The 13,968-nt window shown below is 39.2% G+C and carries 18 protein-coding genes; 7 read left to right on the forward strand and 11 right to left on the reverse strand.

Going from position 1 to position 13,968, the window contains the following annotated elements; all coding sequences use genetic code 11:
- Window positions 1-23 precede the first annotated feature (23 nt).
- The 3 genes from GWK48_RS11055 to GWK48_RS11065 all read right to left on the reverse strand — a co-directional run bounded on the left by GWK48_RS11055 (window position 24) and on the right by GWK48_RS11065 (window position 4,547).
- Entirely contained in the window at window positions 24-2,123 is a 2,100-nt protein-coding gene (locus GWK48_RS11055) for a hypothetical protein (protein WP_174632263.1), read from the reverse strand.
- 145 nt (window positions 2,124-2,268) lie between these two features.
- Entirely contained in the window at window positions 2,269-3,072 is an 804-nt protein-coding gene (locus tag GWK48_RS11060) for a glycosyltransferase family A protein (RefSeq protein ID WP_174632265.1), read from the reverse strand.
- Window positions 3,073-3,437: 365 nt separating this feature from the next.
- Window positions 3,438-4,547, reverse strand: a complete 1,110-nt coding sequence (locus GWK48_RS11065) for a glycosyltransferase family 4 protein (RefSeq protein WP_174632267.1) — start codon at window positions 4,545-4,547, stop codon at window positions 3,438-3,440.
- A 1,082-nt stretch (window positions 4,548-5,629) separates the two neighbouring features.
- On the opposite strand from GWK48_RS11065, the gene GWK48_RS11070 reads away from it, so the two are divergent.
- Entirely contained in the window at window positions 5,630-6,097 is a 468-nt protein-coding gene (locus tag GWK48_RS11070; RefSeq protein WP_174632269.1) for a glycosyltransferase, read from the forward strand.
- Between the two features lie 4 nt (window positions 6,098-6,101).
- Here the strand turns inward: GWK48_RS11070 and GWK48_RS11565 are convergent, their stop codons facing one another.
- Genes GWK48_RS11565 through GWK48_RS11570 form a run of 3 tightly spaced genes read right to left on the reverse strand, consistent with a single transcriptional unit; the run spans window position 6,102 to window position 6,704 of the window.
- Window positions 6,102-6,347, reverse strand: a complete 246-nt coding sequence (locus GWK48_RS11565; protein ID WP_246263824.1) for a hypothetical protein — start codon at window positions 6,345-6,347, stop codon at window positions 6,102-6,104.
- A 57-nt stretch (window positions 6,348-6,404) separates the two neighbouring features.
- Window positions 6,405-6,518: a methyltransferase domain-containing protein gene (locus GWK48_RS11740; RefSeq protein WP_281360026.1), complete on the reverse strand. Its 114-nt coding sequence runs from the start codon at window positions 6,516-6,518 to the stop codon at window positions 6,405-6,407.
- 15 nt (window positions 6,519-6,533) lie between these two features.
- Window positions 6,534-6,704 carry a hypothetical protein gene (locus GWK48_RS11570; protein WP_246263825.1) on the reverse strand — a complete coding sequence of 57 codons (171 nt, stop codon included), beginning with the start codon at window positions 6,702-6,704 and terminating at the stop codon, window positions 6,534-6,536.
- 502 nt (window positions 6,705-7,206) lie between these two features.
- On the opposite strand from GWK48_RS11570, the gene GWK48_RS11080 reads away from it, so the two are divergent.
- From GWK48_RS11080 to GWK48_RS11090, 3 genes are all read left to right on the forward strand, one after another.
- Window positions 7,207-7,944, forward strand: a complete 738-nt coding sequence (locus GWK48_RS11080) for an FkbM family methyltransferase (RefSeq protein ID WP_174632784.1) — start codon at window positions 7,207-7,209, stop codon at window positions 7,942-7,944.
- Window positions 7,945-8,159: 215 nt separating this feature from the next.
- The gene (locus GWK48_RS11085) at window positions 8,160-8,360 is read left to right on the forward strand and encodes a hypothetical protein (protein ID WP_174632271.1); all 201 of its coding nucleotides are present in this window, start codon (window positions 8,160-8,162) and stop codon (window positions 8,358-8,360) included.
- A 49-nt stretch (window positions 8,361-8,409) separates the two neighbouring features.
- Complete coding sequence (locus GWK48_RS11090) at window positions 8,410-9,147, forward strand: FkbM family methyltransferase (protein ID WP_174632273.1); 738 nt, start codon at window positions 8,410-8,412, stop codon at window positions 9,145-9,147.
- Between the two features lie 32 nt (window positions 9,148-9,179).
- Here GWK48_RS11090 and GWK48_RS11095 read toward each other — a convergent pair whose 3' ends face one another.
- Window positions 9,180-10,973 (reverse strand): carbamoyltransferase family protein, encoded by a 1,794-nt coding sequence (locus GWK48_RS11095; RefSeq protein ID WP_174632274.1) that lies wholly within the window; start codon window positions 10,971-10,973, stop codon window positions 9,180-9,182.
- Window positions 10,974-11,572: 599 nt separating this feature from the next.
- Between GWK48_RS11095 and GWK48_RS11100 the strand changes: the two genes are divergently transcribed.
- Window positions 11,573-11,731 (forward strand): hypothetical protein, encoded by a 159-nt coding sequence (locus GWK48_RS11100; protein ID WP_174632276.1) that lies wholly within the window; start codon window positions 11,573-11,575, stop codon window positions 11,729-11,731.
- A gap of 216 nt (window positions 11,732-11,947) precedes the next feature.
- Here GWK48_RS11100 and GWK48_RS11855 read toward each other — a convergent pair whose 3' ends face one another.
- The 4 genes from GWK48_RS11855 to GWK48_RS11585 all read right to left on the reverse strand — a co-directional run bounded on the left by GWK48_RS11855 (window position 11,948) and on the right by GWK48_RS11585 (window position 12,919).
- The gene (locus GWK48_RS11855) at window positions 11,948-12,103 is read right to left on the reverse strand and encodes a hypothetical protein (RefSeq protein ID WP_425487480.1); all 156 of its coding nucleotides are present in this window, start codon (window positions 12,101-12,103) and stop codon (window positions 11,948-11,950) included.
- 137 nt (window positions 12,104-12,240) lie between these two features.
- Entirely contained in the window at window positions 12,241-12,450 is a 210-nt protein-coding gene (locus GWK48_RS11580; protein ID WP_246263826.1) for a hypothetical protein, read from the reverse strand.
- 2 nt (window positions 12,451-12,452) lie between these two features.
- On the reverse strand, window positions 12,453-12,581 hold the full coding sequence (locus tag GWK48_RS11745; protein WP_281359977.1) for a hypothetical protein: 129 nt from the start codon (window positions 12,579-12,581) through the stop codon (window positions 12,453-12,455).
- 116 nt (window positions 12,582-12,697) lie between these two features.
- Window positions 12,698-12,919 (reverse strand): hypothetical protein, encoded by a 222-nt coding sequence (locus GWK48_RS11585; RefSeq protein ID WP_246263827.1) that lies wholly within the window; start codon window positions 12,917-12,919, stop codon window positions 12,698-12,700.
- Between the two features lie 9 nt (window positions 12,920-12,928).
- Here GWK48_RS11585 and GWK48_RS11110 point away from each other — a divergent pair, with 9 nt between their 5' ends.
- Entirely contained in the window at window positions 12,929-13,087 is a 159-nt protein-coding gene (locus GWK48_RS11110) for a hypothetical protein (RefSeq protein ID WP_174632278.1), read from the forward strand.
- A gap of 207 nt (window positions 13,088-13,294) precedes the next feature.
- Window positions 13,295-13,486 carry a hypothetical protein gene (locus GWK48_RS11115; RefSeq protein WP_217451757.1) on the forward strand — a complete coding sequence of 64 codons (192 nt, stop codon included), beginning with the start codon at window positions 13,295-13,297 and terminating at the stop codon, window positions 13,484-13,486.
- Window positions 13,487-13,968: the final 482 nt, after the last annotated feature.

The raw sequence follows: 13,968 nt of genomic DNA on the forward strand, positions 1-13,968 counted from the left end.
TCTCTGACCTAGGCTTCAAATATTTATATGGTGAGGAGTCTTTTTATTGCTCTTGCAAGTATTGGGATTAGTATCATGATCACGGCTATAAGCAATGTTGTTGCCAATAACACATACCCCTCAAGCTGGTAGTAGTAGGCTGAGTTAGTGATTTTAATGTAATTAGATTTTGTTTCAAAAGCGTTAGCATAGAGAAATTGGAGGTGAGACGTCATATTATCCGCTATCCAACTAGGGTTATATGCGTAAGTGAGAACTATATATCTATATTTTACGTTAGCTAACTCATAAATCGAAGGATTTATTTCCTTGTAGGAGATAGGTTTAAGGAGTTCAGATACGTTTTGTGTATATACATTTAGGTTAGAAAGGTTATAGTTAGTCCCTAGAAATAGCGAGGAATTCATATTGTTCACTTCATATATGTAATATGGAGAGAAATTTGCAACTAGTCTTAAAAGACCATCTTTTTGATACTGCTGAAGAGTGTGAATATAGTTTGTTATATTATAATTTAGTGCATCTCCCTGCAAAACAATATATCTTATATTGGTCAAGTATAGAAGGTTGTATAAGGGTAGTTCAGCTGATCTATTATAACTATAAAGATAGTTAGACAATTCATGGTATATTTCATTAAGTTCAGGATTTGCATAATCATATCCGCCTCCTTCAAAGACTGGCTTATTTGAGCCCCAGACCAAGAGATTTACACCAGTATACCATTTAGTATACATCCATAAGTGAGTCTCAGGAATTGCTAAAACGTTAAAGTTTCCTTCTATAGAATTGAGATAAGTAATAGTCTTCGTAAAATAATGAGGAACAGTTATCGTAGACCATACGGTTCCCTCCACAATTTGATAGCTCGATAATAATATCAATGACAAAAATACGAGTAGTAATACTTCTTTGAGATGAGCTCTTTTTATATAACTTGACAGAGTTATTATACTAACTGGTATCAATACTGAGAATATTAACCCTTGAATCCAACCAAAGGCCACAGTCAATGTTCTAAATTCTACAAAATAAGGAACATTTAAGAAAAGATAATTGTAAACACTGCCAAATGGTGAATCAATGCCTGCGTAAAATGTAGAAACTATAAAATATAGGATAGCCCATGGGATTAAGTGTCTTTTTCCATCTTGGCCTTTAATATTCATTAGGAGAAAAGGTATCGAGATCAAGATAACGAGGATAATCATATTTATGATATATTTACTAGAATAGCTATAAAGTCCTAAAAATACGTAAACCCAAGGTCTAGCATTCCCTACGAAAAATTGATAAGATACCTTTAAAAAAGATTGTTGATTAACCGTAGAGATTATGACAGGTAAGGATATGTTGATCCAATACACGTTGCTAAGTAAAAAGAGGATAGGTACGGCTACTGTAAATATTATATTAATTTTATTTCTATACAAAAAATAGTAGCCTATGGTTAACAGAATTATAAGACCAAATGTCTCACCTATTAAATAAGTGGTCGCGATTCCTCCAATTACACTGGATAATAAAATTATAACTCCGAGATATGATAATTTCCTTAAGACTTCCTCGTTCTTTAGTAGTTTTATAATATAATACATAAGTGGAGGCATTAAGCAGTATACGAATAATTGCTCATACAATCCAGGTCCATTACTGTAATACACGTCCCAGTTAGTCATATAGGCTACTCCAATCACGAGAGTAAATATTACTCTACGGAATGCATTCTCTTCAAAATTGCTAGATCCTACTATAATATTTTTTATTATTTTTAAAATATATGATGCCCCTATGTAGAAGATAAAAATTACTAGTACGTATTGAGAAAAGGGAAAGGGTAGTTGATAAGTTAGCAATATAAGGCCATAATACCATAGTTGCGGTATAGCTAGTGTGGGCCCTGCAAGAAAAGGATAATTATCAAGACCATAAAAAATGTAGTTGCGGTATATTGTCGTCGAGAAATCTGGAGCCAGAGCGAAGTTTTGATCCCCCCAGTACCATGCATTTAATTTTAACCAAATAACGGTCTGAAGAATGATATACCCTAGTAGGACAAAATATTCATAGGGAATGCTTTTTCTGGTTAAAAGCATTGATCTCTCCTGCAGACTCCTAATCATTACGTTATTAACAATTATCGGGATATTTAAGCACTATCGCGTAAGTTATTCTCTAGTGTTAACATAAAGCTTATGCAAAAATCCAGATAATAATTAGGAAATTAAAAAATTCTCATTTAATAATGACTATATAAAATTTATTGTATCAGTCAGTGAATATACTCAAATCCCATAACATTCTTCCTATTAAGAATGAGCTCCCCCTTACTATATAAAGTAAATAAATCAATAGCTTACTTTCCTTGCATATCTTTCTCTTTTTTCTTGAGATGTTCAGAAAATACTCGTACTTGGTACTCTTTAATACTTTGGTGCTCTTCCCGTATCTGTAGTACTTTTTAACTATCTCTAAAAGCGTCCTATCACCATAATGATAGATCAACTCTTCCCTAATTACGTTTACGCTATTTGACAGTGAAGATGCCACATAGTATATCAGTTCGTGGTCAGGAAAAATCAATTGGTCGAACTTCTCCCCTAGATCTCTCCTTAGGATTTCAAAGGTCTTTGAGAGAAGGGGTGAAGAAATTAATCTAGGCAGAGCGAATCCCTTTATAGAGTTAGGTTCGTTACAATACATTATGTTGTCCTTGTCTAGCTGAGCCAATTTTATCCAGAAGGAGTCGCCAACTTCCCTTTCTCCAACTATTATCATATCGCTTCTATCCTTATCTGTCATCTCTAGGGCGTCTCTCCTCAAAACTCTAGTCTCGTCTAACAGAAGAGCTCTATCGCCCCTTGAATTTACGTGAGCCAAGTGCCTAGCCTTTAAGAGCTTTACCCTCTCCTTGATTTCCTTAAACCCGTACTCCTTAATAACGTCGGAAATTTCGTCGCTTCCGGAGTTCACTACTATAACTTCATAGTCTTGAAACGTCTGCTGTCTTAAGCTCTCAAAGACCTCCCTTAAATACTTACCGTGAATTACCGGAATCTCTATGGAATACATTATTGAGACTACTTGTCATTTTACCCAAGAGTAATATATATTATTTTGATTTGAATTTTTTAGATGACCAATATCTTAACCTTAGAGTTAACTGTTGAGATGAAAACTGAGAGAAACTGATTTAAGGTACTTGATGTCTCTCATCTAAAACTCTTGAAAGATCTATTTTTAACTTCCTCCCGTTCATTAAAGAAGAAAAATGCTATAATTACCAACACTAAGGCAAATCATTTTACTAGCTGGTTAATGGTGACTAAATAGAATGGTAAACTATTTTTGCACGTGGTTCATGAAACTAGGTATTAAATAAGTGGCTAGGTCTTCCTTGCATACAAGAAGTACAAGAGTTTTCGTATAGTCCATATTTAGGGAAGAAGTTTCTTAACATGGGACTCCCAGCTATATTTAAGAATTACTTCTCTAATGTTGCTCTGAAGTTCGGTGTATTCATTCTCTTTCATATTTTCCACAAAAGCCTTGATCTCATCTGCATCAATATTAGATAATACTTTACCAATATTATTCTCCCTAACCATATAAGCGGTGCCTAGTTGGTCATTAATTATCACAGGTAAGCAGTGCCCTAATGCCTCAATTACGCCCGTTGCAAGACCATATTCTCCGAATCCAAATCTTAAGAAAAACTTACTCTTACGATAAAGCTCGGCGAGTTCACTTTCTTTTAAATTATCTCTCAAGAATACTCTATCTGTGAGGCCACGCCGTTTTATTTCGTTAATAATATCCTGCTTTAAACTTGAAATCCTCCAATTACCCGCTAATACTAACTTGTATTTCTCAAATCTCTCTGCAATATTCAGGTAAAGTTCAGGCTTCCTTCCACTATCCCAAAAGCTCACGGACAAAATTATATTCTCCCTTCTCGAAAGAGGCTCACAATCTAGGAGTTCCATACCTGGATAATTCACTTCCACATTTAAACTATATTTTTCTTTAACTGAATTAGCGACTTTCTCTGTTACAGCTAGAACTTTATCAGCATTGTACAAGGCGTCTTTTTCTAAATTATTTGCTAATTTTCCTAGGATCGGTATATTATAATTAGAAAGCTTTTCGTGAATGAAAACAGAGTATGGGATCCCTAATTCCCGTTTCGCGTAGTAACAACCGAGACCAGCCCATTGATCATGACATATAAGATAGTCTGCTCCTTCCTTTTTTACAATCTTTGGAACCATTCTAATAAGATCTAAGTCTACTACACTCTCTGAACCTCTATCAGGAGCAAATAACTTCGTAGCAAGGAAAAAGAAAGGTGTCAGTAAACCAGAACCGTTGCGAATAACAGTATAATCAACACCCTTTAAGAGCTCTTCATAACCTTTCGTCTTAGAGTTTCTTAGAAATACGATTTTAACTTCATGACCCAACTCCTTAAGCGTTTTATATTCGTTAATGGCTATACGCTGAGCACCGGCTGTCCAAAGGATCCTCAGTAATATCAGTATTTTCATCGAATCAAATTTAAGTCTCTATCTAATATAAGCTTATTTGAAACGACTTTATCTACATTTAATTTTAATTATTTGTTATAATGAGTTTTAGTAGAAAATTCGTAAGATAAATATATTCATCAATTCATCTTTAAAATGTCTTAAAATTTTTGTAATGTATTAGATTAATGATTTTACAGATACGATATGGGTTAGTACAAGCTAATTCTAAGCACTAGATTTACTATTTAATCGCGTAAACTATTAGTTGAGAAAAAGTATCGTCCAGCGTAAGTTTAGCGCAAGTCGGCAAGGCATAGCTTATACTAAATTCAGTTAGAACTTTAAGCGTTCTCTTCCCTAAAATTTCATGCCTATGTCGCATAAACTTCGAAGTCTTAACTAAAGTATTTGATGAAAGTTTTAGCTGAGCACATGAGTTAATTATTATTGGGATTATTTCATCAAGCAATGCTCACTCTTACCAGAGTTCGCGTTTATCAGGGAGTATACAAAAACTAGTTTGGCATGATTCGGCGAGTGAGAAAAGTTAGCAGGAAATTCATGTCAAACTTAGGATCAGTAGCTCTGGGATTTGTAGCATCGATTGCATCATGTCATTGGTCAATTTAGTGTGGTTAGATCCAGATCGTTTTATTTCACATAAATTTCACATTCAAAATAGCTAAGTTTATTATTAATCTGATAAAATAGATATTTTACAAAATAGACATAAACTTATACGAATATATGATACTCACCGTTGGTGGGTAGATTAGGAAAGACGACTATTGATATTTATCCAAAGTTCAACATAAAGTTCTTGAAAACAGACGAGTTACCTTTATTTGAAACGGTCATACAGTAGTACAAAGCAGGTGTTATGGGTAGGGAAATTATAAATGTAAGTAGTAACATAGAAGATTCACAATGTACTTTGCAGTGAAACGAGCGAAGAAAGTTGTAGGATCTGAGCCCTTGCCCCCTTTGTATAACGTCTCATTGCAGAATGTTAAGCTAGCCGGCATGGAAGACAAGGTAACCTTGACAGACGCTGGTGTTGGCTGAACAGTGTCAATGTGAGATAAGGGAAGGTTTCCAGAGTGGTACGACGAGATAGACAAAAGGTTGAAGAGTGGGAAGTCGTCATGACAGGCTCTTGGGCTGTAAAGGAGGAGATGGAGAAGTTCAAAAAGGAGTACCCTGAGGTGGTAGTGACATGGAGGTTAAGCGAGGAAAAGCTCCAGGAACTTTACGACATGGCCTCTATTGTCTTACGTTTCGGCTTCGACGAGTTAGGTCAAGGAATGGGGATCATAGAGGGGATATGTAATGGTTTGATCCCTATCGTAAATGAGGGCTTAGGCTCTAAAGAGCTTATCGTGAACGACGTCAACGGTTACGTAGTTAAGGACTATGAGGAGGCTGCAGAGAAGATAAACTACTTATTTGAGAGCCCAGATAAGCTAATCAGAATGAGAGATGAGTTAGCCAGCTTATCGAGGGAGCTGTCTTGGGACAACCATGCCAAGAAAATAAAGCAAGAGTTGGAGAGGGCTGGTTTATTATAAAGAGTCAGTGAAGAGCTTTTCTAGCAATAATGAACATATGAGAAGCAAGGCTAGGGAAAACATTAGAAATTAGTCTATCTATCCTTTTGATGGCACCTACAGTACCATCACCTTCAATCCCTTTAACTTCGATGATCCTAAACCCGAAGTAATCAAGGTATTCTAACATTGCCTTAAGAGTGAACGACTTAATGTGTCCGTTTGTCTGGTCCTGAAACTTAAACCTCCCGAAACCTCTTGTGAAAGACAAATCGTGGGAAAACGGCTGATAACCTAAAAGCAACACTAATCTGTTTACCCAATGACGCTAAATTTGCGTACTAAGGATCAGCACCCTGTCCCTTTTCAGAACCCTACATATCTCGCTTAAAACGGAGTCAAAGTCATAAAGGTGCTCTATTACCTCTTCCATGATAACTATGTCGGCGCTATCAGATTATATTGGAATTTTATCCTTGTTAACGTCTGCTTTAATTCCTCTTATCCCACTTGAGTTTGCTTTCCGAATGGTTTCTTCAGAAATTTCTGTAGATATTAACTCAGATAGCTTAAAGTTCTCCTTAATAAAAAGTAAATTTTTCCCAGTACTACAGTCTATTTCTAACACTGAAACCGGTTCCGATACGTATCTCCTTAAGGTCTAATATGTTAAGTCTAATCTTCTCTTATAGTGCTCAGTGAGTTCTGAGAGCTTAGCGTTCTGGCTAGCGTAAAATTCCTCTATTGGATCCTTAATCTTATTATACTTCATAAGGATTATATAAATACGTCTGATGTATATGCATATCTCTTGAATCCTTCTATACGTAGACTTAGGAGTAGTATAAAGTAAGTAATTTATAACGTCAATCTTGACTTAATCTTGGACTGCTTATGAGGAGATTAGAAGTAACGAGAAACTATAATTAATATAAGCCTTTTAGAGCAGAGACTGAACCCTATAGAGGGTGTTTATAATATCTTGTTTTGGATTTAACAAATAAAATCTAAGAATTCTATCAAATTCCACGGATCGCTTAATTTTTCCCATAGTATCATGGTTAAGAGGTCTTAAAATCCGCTATACCCCTAGGATTTTTAAGTCTTAATACACGTTTTATACTGTGAGAATGAATATACCACCGCCCAAAAGATTTCTAGAGCTAATTAGGCAGTATAGAATAACCTATAGAAACTGGTATGATGTAATGTTCTCAATCTTTATTAATAGAGCACAAATCAGTTGTGTTTTAAACAATGGACAACGTATAACATTAGATCCTAAAGAGGCGGTGCTTCTGGCAGGACTTAACGTAATAAGCCTAGACATCGATACTCTCATCTTTAACTATAAGGGTAGGAGAATGATTATAAAAGGGTGGAAATATGGCTACCCTGGGGACTCATTTAGTGATTACGTAAGACTGAACGTTAACGATAAGAGGGTCTTAGACGTTGGAGCATCAATAGGTGACTCTCCCATTTATTTTTCATTGGCTGGGGCAAAGGAGATAGTTGCTGTAGAGGTTGACAAGAAGCGGGTGGAGCTGATGAGAGAGAACTTGAGGATAAACGGCATAAACAACGTAATGGTCATCGATAAAGGAGTAGGGACGTCGGACACCGAAAACCAGGTAAGTTATTTCACGCTAGTTAAGGATTACGGGCCATTTGATGTCGCTAAAATTGATTGTGACGGGTGCGAGAGGGCGTTAATCAAGTACGTCAAGGAAATACCGGAACTACTAATAGAGTGGGATTACACATACAATGACTTAGTCTACCAACTGAGGAGAAATGGGTATAAAGTCATGAACGAATACGCCCTCTACAATACACTGGGGTTTTTACACGCGTGGAGAGAGTGACGCAGGCCAGTTTAGCTAAATGAGCTCTTTCACCTTATCTAGTGTCTTCGCCCAAGCTGGATATTCACAGTGGGGTACTTTTGTCGACCCTCCAGTAGCGTCAAAGTAGACCATTTCTTCCCGTCTGACATTACTTCATTTATATCGGAAACAAGCCAAGAGCCCATACTGGTGGGGACTTTTTTGGTGTCGCTGTATTGAGCGTGAGGTAACTTATGTCACAAGTAGAGCTCATTTCAATCCACGTTAACGTAAAAGGCTACGAGGAGGCAGCGGAAAAGATAAACTATCTGTTTAAGAGCCCAGACACGCTGGACGGGATGAGGGAGGAGCTGAAGACCTTAGCACACGAGCTCTCATGGGATAACCACGCTAGGAAGATAAGGGAGGAGCTGGAGAACGTTGGAATGTTATGATGAGTGATACGGATCATAAAATTAAAGATCTTAAATGTATGATTCACATATGGAAATCTTACTCAAGTATGGCGACTTAAAGTTACTTGTCCACAGAGAGGAAGCGTTTATTTATTATGCGACATTTATTGTGGGAGAGTACTCATTTTTAAAGATAAGAAGGGATGATGTAGTTTTAGACATTGGTGCCTCAATAGGGGACTTCACAATTCTAGCTTCAAGAAAGGCTAAAAGGGTTATAGCGATAGAGCCAAACCCTAGCTACTTAGAATTCCTGAAGAGGAACTTAGAACTGAACAACGTAAGTAACATTGAAGTATTGCCCTTTGCAGTTGGCGACATTGAAGGAAGGATGAAATTTAGGTTAAACGGTGTCGCATCGTCTTTATCTGGAGAAGGCATAGAAGTCGAGGTTAAACCTTTAGACTCTCTAGCCTCTCACGCTGACGTAATAAAGATGGATATAGAGGGAGCTGAAAAATATGCTATAAAGAGCGACGTTGTTAAAAACGCCAGGGAGATAGTTATGGAGCTCCACGGAATGGAGAACGTTGAGTTCATTCCACGTTACTTAAGGGAGATAGGCTTTGAAGTGAGGGAGATAACTTACAGAGACCTTCTGAAGAACGCGGTAAAGAACTCCATACTCCACCTCCCCAGCCTTCTTGACGCGGAGATAAAAACTAACTTTCATGCTACTAGAGTTTTCTTAAAAGGGAGAAGAGCATCTATCCCTTCAGTATCTCACGAGGAGTATAAACTGATTTACGCATTTAAGGTGAGATAGGATTGATAATTAATTAAAACTCTTTTCTCCTGTTACCTCTTATATATCACCCAGCCCTGCATGTACATTGCATCAAAACCTCCTAATGCAAAACTCCTAATCGCATCTTGAGGGGTCTCAACTAGTGGTTCACCAGCTAAGTTGAAAGAGGTGTTCATGACCACCCCCTCACCCTTCAAGTCCATGAAGGCTTTAATTAAATCATACCAGGTCTTGTTCGCATCCCTAGTTACAGTCTGGGGCCTAGCTGTCATGTCGACGTGGCAAGTCACTGGGACCCTCTTGCACGTCTCCTCGTCCTTATACCTATGCATCAAGATCATAAACTCGTGGGACGTGGGGTCATAGAAGTAGTTCCCCTTCTCTTCATCTAGCAAAGAGGGTGCTAGAGGCCTCCACCACTCCCTACCCTTTATGTCGTTTACTAGACGCCAGTATTCTTTTCTGGTGGGGTCAGCTATGATCGACCTGTTTCCCAAAGCCCTAGGACCGAGCTCTGCCCTCCCCTGGTACCAGGTAACTATTTGGCCTTTAGCTACCATTTCAGCTAATACATTAACGTCTTCCCCAACGTACTCAGCCTTGAACTTGCTGTTCTGCACGACTTTCTTGATGACCTCATCGTCGTATTCTGGGCCAAAGTACACGTGCCTTAGCCTCTCCCTCTTCATCTTCCCTCCAAGTACGTGTTCGTAAACGTAGGCTGCAGCACCAAGTGGTCCTCCTGCGTCGTTTGCCGCAGGGAAGATGAACATATCGTTGAATAGATGGCTGTAATGTAGCTCCATGTTTGACTTAGCGTTTAGTGCAACTCCCCCAGCCAAGACTATCTTATCTCCGCTTACGTGGTCCTTTATCCATTTTCCTGTAGCCAGTACAGCCTCCTCTGTGACCTTCTGTACAGCCCAAGCTATGTTTACAGCCCTCTCGTCTAGCTCACCCTTGGGGTTCCAGTTTATCTTATCACCTACTACTTCTTGAGCTATACCATGATAAATCCTATCGAATATACTCCCTTTTTTGGTTTTTATTATTTTATTGTCTATGGTGATCAAGTAAGGATAGTCTTTAACCTCAGAGTCATATAACTTTACGTATTTCCTTAACTTATCGTAATACTCACTCAGTTTGCCGTAAGGCGCGAGGCCCATCACTTTACCGGGACCTTCTAGCCAACCGAAGTTTAGCCTTGATGAAATAAACTCATACAGCATCCCTAATGAACCAAAAGATGTATAAAGAGATAAGACGGGTTCGAATTCCCCATTTTTAACTCTCCAAACAACTGTGGACTCGTATTCCCCTGAACCATCTATTGTTAATACAACCGATGAATCGTAACCTGAGAAATAGTACGCTGAGGCAGCGTGAGTTAAATGGTGTCTAACTGGATAGATCTTAATGTTGAACGGGACTTCCTCTCCTATCTCTCTTATTGCTGTCCTAATTAACCTTTCAGCGAAGGATAAATGGTTTCCTCTTTTAATTATAGCATATAGTAAAGATTTCGGATAGTCTCTGCGGGTAAAGGTGTGATCAATGTCAGGAATCTTTTTTAATGCAGACAAATAACTCCATAACCTATCTATATAATAAAATATTGAAGGGTCATAATTTACCGCATAGGCATCTACATCTTTGGGTTTTACCCCTTTCTTTTTGAGAAAGAGAAATGCCTGTTTTAATGCGTTTAGTGGAGGTTCAAGTATTGAGTGTTTGTGTCTTGTCCACCTCTCCTCCTCCGATACAAATGTTAACCTGCCGTCCTCAATGATTGCAACAGCATTGTCATGTTCTATAGGCCAATTAAAACCAATGACGATCATAGTCGCTTTATTAAAGACAATGCAATAATAAATATTTCTGTCTTTCTCTAGATAGTCTAATATTTTCATGGAGATGGTGAGGAGTCATTCTCTAAGGGAAACCTTCTTGCTCACGATACTCATCCCCTTAAATTGCTAAAGCCACCAAAAATGTTAAGAATATTAATAACCAAGGTTCAAGCCCCTTACTTTGTTACTTAAAAGCTCTTTTTAGACCATCTTATCAGCGTTTTTAAGTCCAAATATACGTTTTATACTGTGAGGATGAATATACCACCGTCCAAAAGATTTCTAGAGCTAACCAAGCAGTATAGAATGACCTATAAAAACTGGTATGATGTAATGTTCTCAATATTTGTGGAGAGAACGAAAATTAATTGCCTTTTAAATAATGGACAACGCATAACGTTAGATCCTAAAGAGTTAGTACTTTTTACAGGGCTTTAGGTAATACACTTAAATGCGGATATTCTTGTCTTTAACTACAGAGGTAGGAGAGTTAAAAGAGTGGAAATATGGCTACCGTGGGGAATCATTTAGTGATTACGTAAGAATGGGTCTTAGACGTTAGGGGATCAATAGATGACTCTCCCATTTCATTGGCTGGGGCAAAGGAGATAGTTGCTGTAGAGGTTGACAAGAAGCGGGTGGAGCTGATAAGAGAGAACTTGAGGATAAACCGCATTAATAACGTGATAGACGTCAACAAAGGGGTAGCAGAGAAACCTCCTAATGCAAAACTCGTAACCGCATCTTGAGGGGTCTCAATCAGCGGTTCACCAGCTAAGTTGAAAGAGGTGTTCAACCAGCCCCCAAGTCCATGAAGGCTTTAATTAACTGACCCCCGCCCTAAAGGGTTCGACCGAGGTCTAAGGCGTTACTCCCCTTTGTGGGAGTTACTCCGTTTGAAGAGACGGAAGGAGAGGGGCTTCCTTAACACACTTATAATTTTCTTTATTCCCAATTCGTTATGTTTAAAGCACCGTTAACGTCGCTTTGGAGCTTATGGCGTAAAGGGCAGTTAACAACTCCCATAGGCTTCCTCTCAACGACGTCGTGGAAAGAACAGATCCTTGAAGTATTATACTGACAACTAGGAACACTATACCATACTCGTAGAGCTTACACATGATCACCTCAATCAACTTACGGTAAGACCACATATTCACAGTAAACTTGTCACCCTTGCCCTGAGAGATGAAGTAAAGGTAACCAAGGAAACAGTTGAGACTCCTAACCCTACAACGACTTAGATAGGTGGAGTCCCTTAGTAGTGAAGGAGCCTACGGTATAGTCTCTCAAGTAGTCCCTCCCTTTCCTTTAACACTTCCTCCCTAGCTTCAGTCTCGACTTCCTCTGCCTCCACCTTTAACCTGTCTAACTCTGCGACCTTCTTTTGGAAATAGAAGTCGCTCTTGACTGTTGAACCACGGTAGAACGGCACGGTACTCTCGTCTACGGCAACAGTTGCTAACATGTTTATACCAAGTCAGTAAACCCTACCTTATTCCCTTTCGGTAAAGCTACTTGAATCTTATCCATCTCACCGTGGATGATGAGCTTCATGGGCTTACCGGACTTCTTTACCGTGACCCTACCTACGTCCACGTGGTAAGCGTAGGACTTGTCAATGTGTTCCTCTAGCCTACCTTGTGCAGACCGCCTCAGCCTCCCTGCAAATGATATTTACATCTCCCAGCCCATCGAGGACGTGCCTTTCCTCGTCAACCATAAGGGTCTTGCCAGCTACTAGGGTTAACTTCCTCTTCCCTTCTTTTCAATACCCCGGTGGTGAGACATGACGAATTGCGGTAGACTGTCCTTATCCTCCAGGAGAAGAAAGAGAACAAGCCTCGTTGTCCTCCTGTGACTGCCTGTGCGTTAGCTGAGCCTAGGACCTCCTTGTACTTCTGGTAGAATCTGTCCCAAGTACCTACGAAGTCCACTTCCTTTCGTTGGAAGGACTGTCTCCTCTCGTAGTTGACCTCATTGTAAGGCTTGCGGAGGCATCAGCTACCTCAATTTCCTCTGTTGTGCCCCCTAGGGAAAATTCCAACGCCTACGGTACGGACGCTCTGGCATTGGGAAAGATCGGCTCCTCATCGAGGAGTTGACCAGAAGGAGTGCCACGTGAGAACGCAGGGAAAAAGAGTTTAAAGTCTTACCCCGCCTTGAAAGGTGAGGTTTTCTTTCATGAACACAAGGGAGTTTACAGTAGATACGTAAAAATATCAAAAGAGCTATAAAAATACAATGCCCCTCATGATCAGCGATGGTTATAACGTCACATCAAGGGACCGTACCACCCAGTAAACGAGGTCATGAACTCGTCAACGAGGCTAGTCATGAGAGTAACAGAGGTAGTAAGCTTAACGCTCAAGTACGCATTTTTGAAATGGGACTACAACCACAATTTATACTTTCATGACAGAAATACTCAGCCAGTTGTAAAGATTAATGGTAAGGACTCAGGGCATAAGACCGTGGGTAAACCTTATGTCTACTTTAAGTAACAAACTAGTGAAAATAAAAAATATGTAACAGTGTCTGCAAAAACCACGTGAGTTGAAAGACAATGGATAAGTGGCATAAACCCCGGTCCAATGACCAGTGAAGCCCTGGGGAGGTGAGTAAGAGGGTAGAGGAGTTAGGGGGGACTCGAAGAGTTAGGCACAGTGGAAATATCTGACGGGGGGACCTCTAGATTAATACGTGAAGGTAGGGATTACCCGCGAGTAAGTACCTATTTGACGCAAGTCCCATCATGAACCTGATGAAAAGGGGTTCTGTTACACTCTTAGCTGATGGAGGGACGTTGGACCTAGCCCTAAGGCTATTAGTGCTACACCGAAGGAATACTCAGAGCTAAAGGTAATCAGTAAGGATTTGTCAAAGTATATTAGAGTAAAGAAAGGTGATGGAGGTAATACCTCTGAACAATGAAGGGCCTAGAGGAAGAGGCGTTTGACCTACCCACAAAGGAGGGTTTAACGGT

Source organism: Metallosphaera tengchongensis (assembly GCF_013343295.1).
Taxonomy (GTDB): Archaea; Thermoproteota; Thermoprotei_A; order Sulfolobales; family Sulfolobaceae; genus Metallosphaera; species Metallosphaera tengchongensis.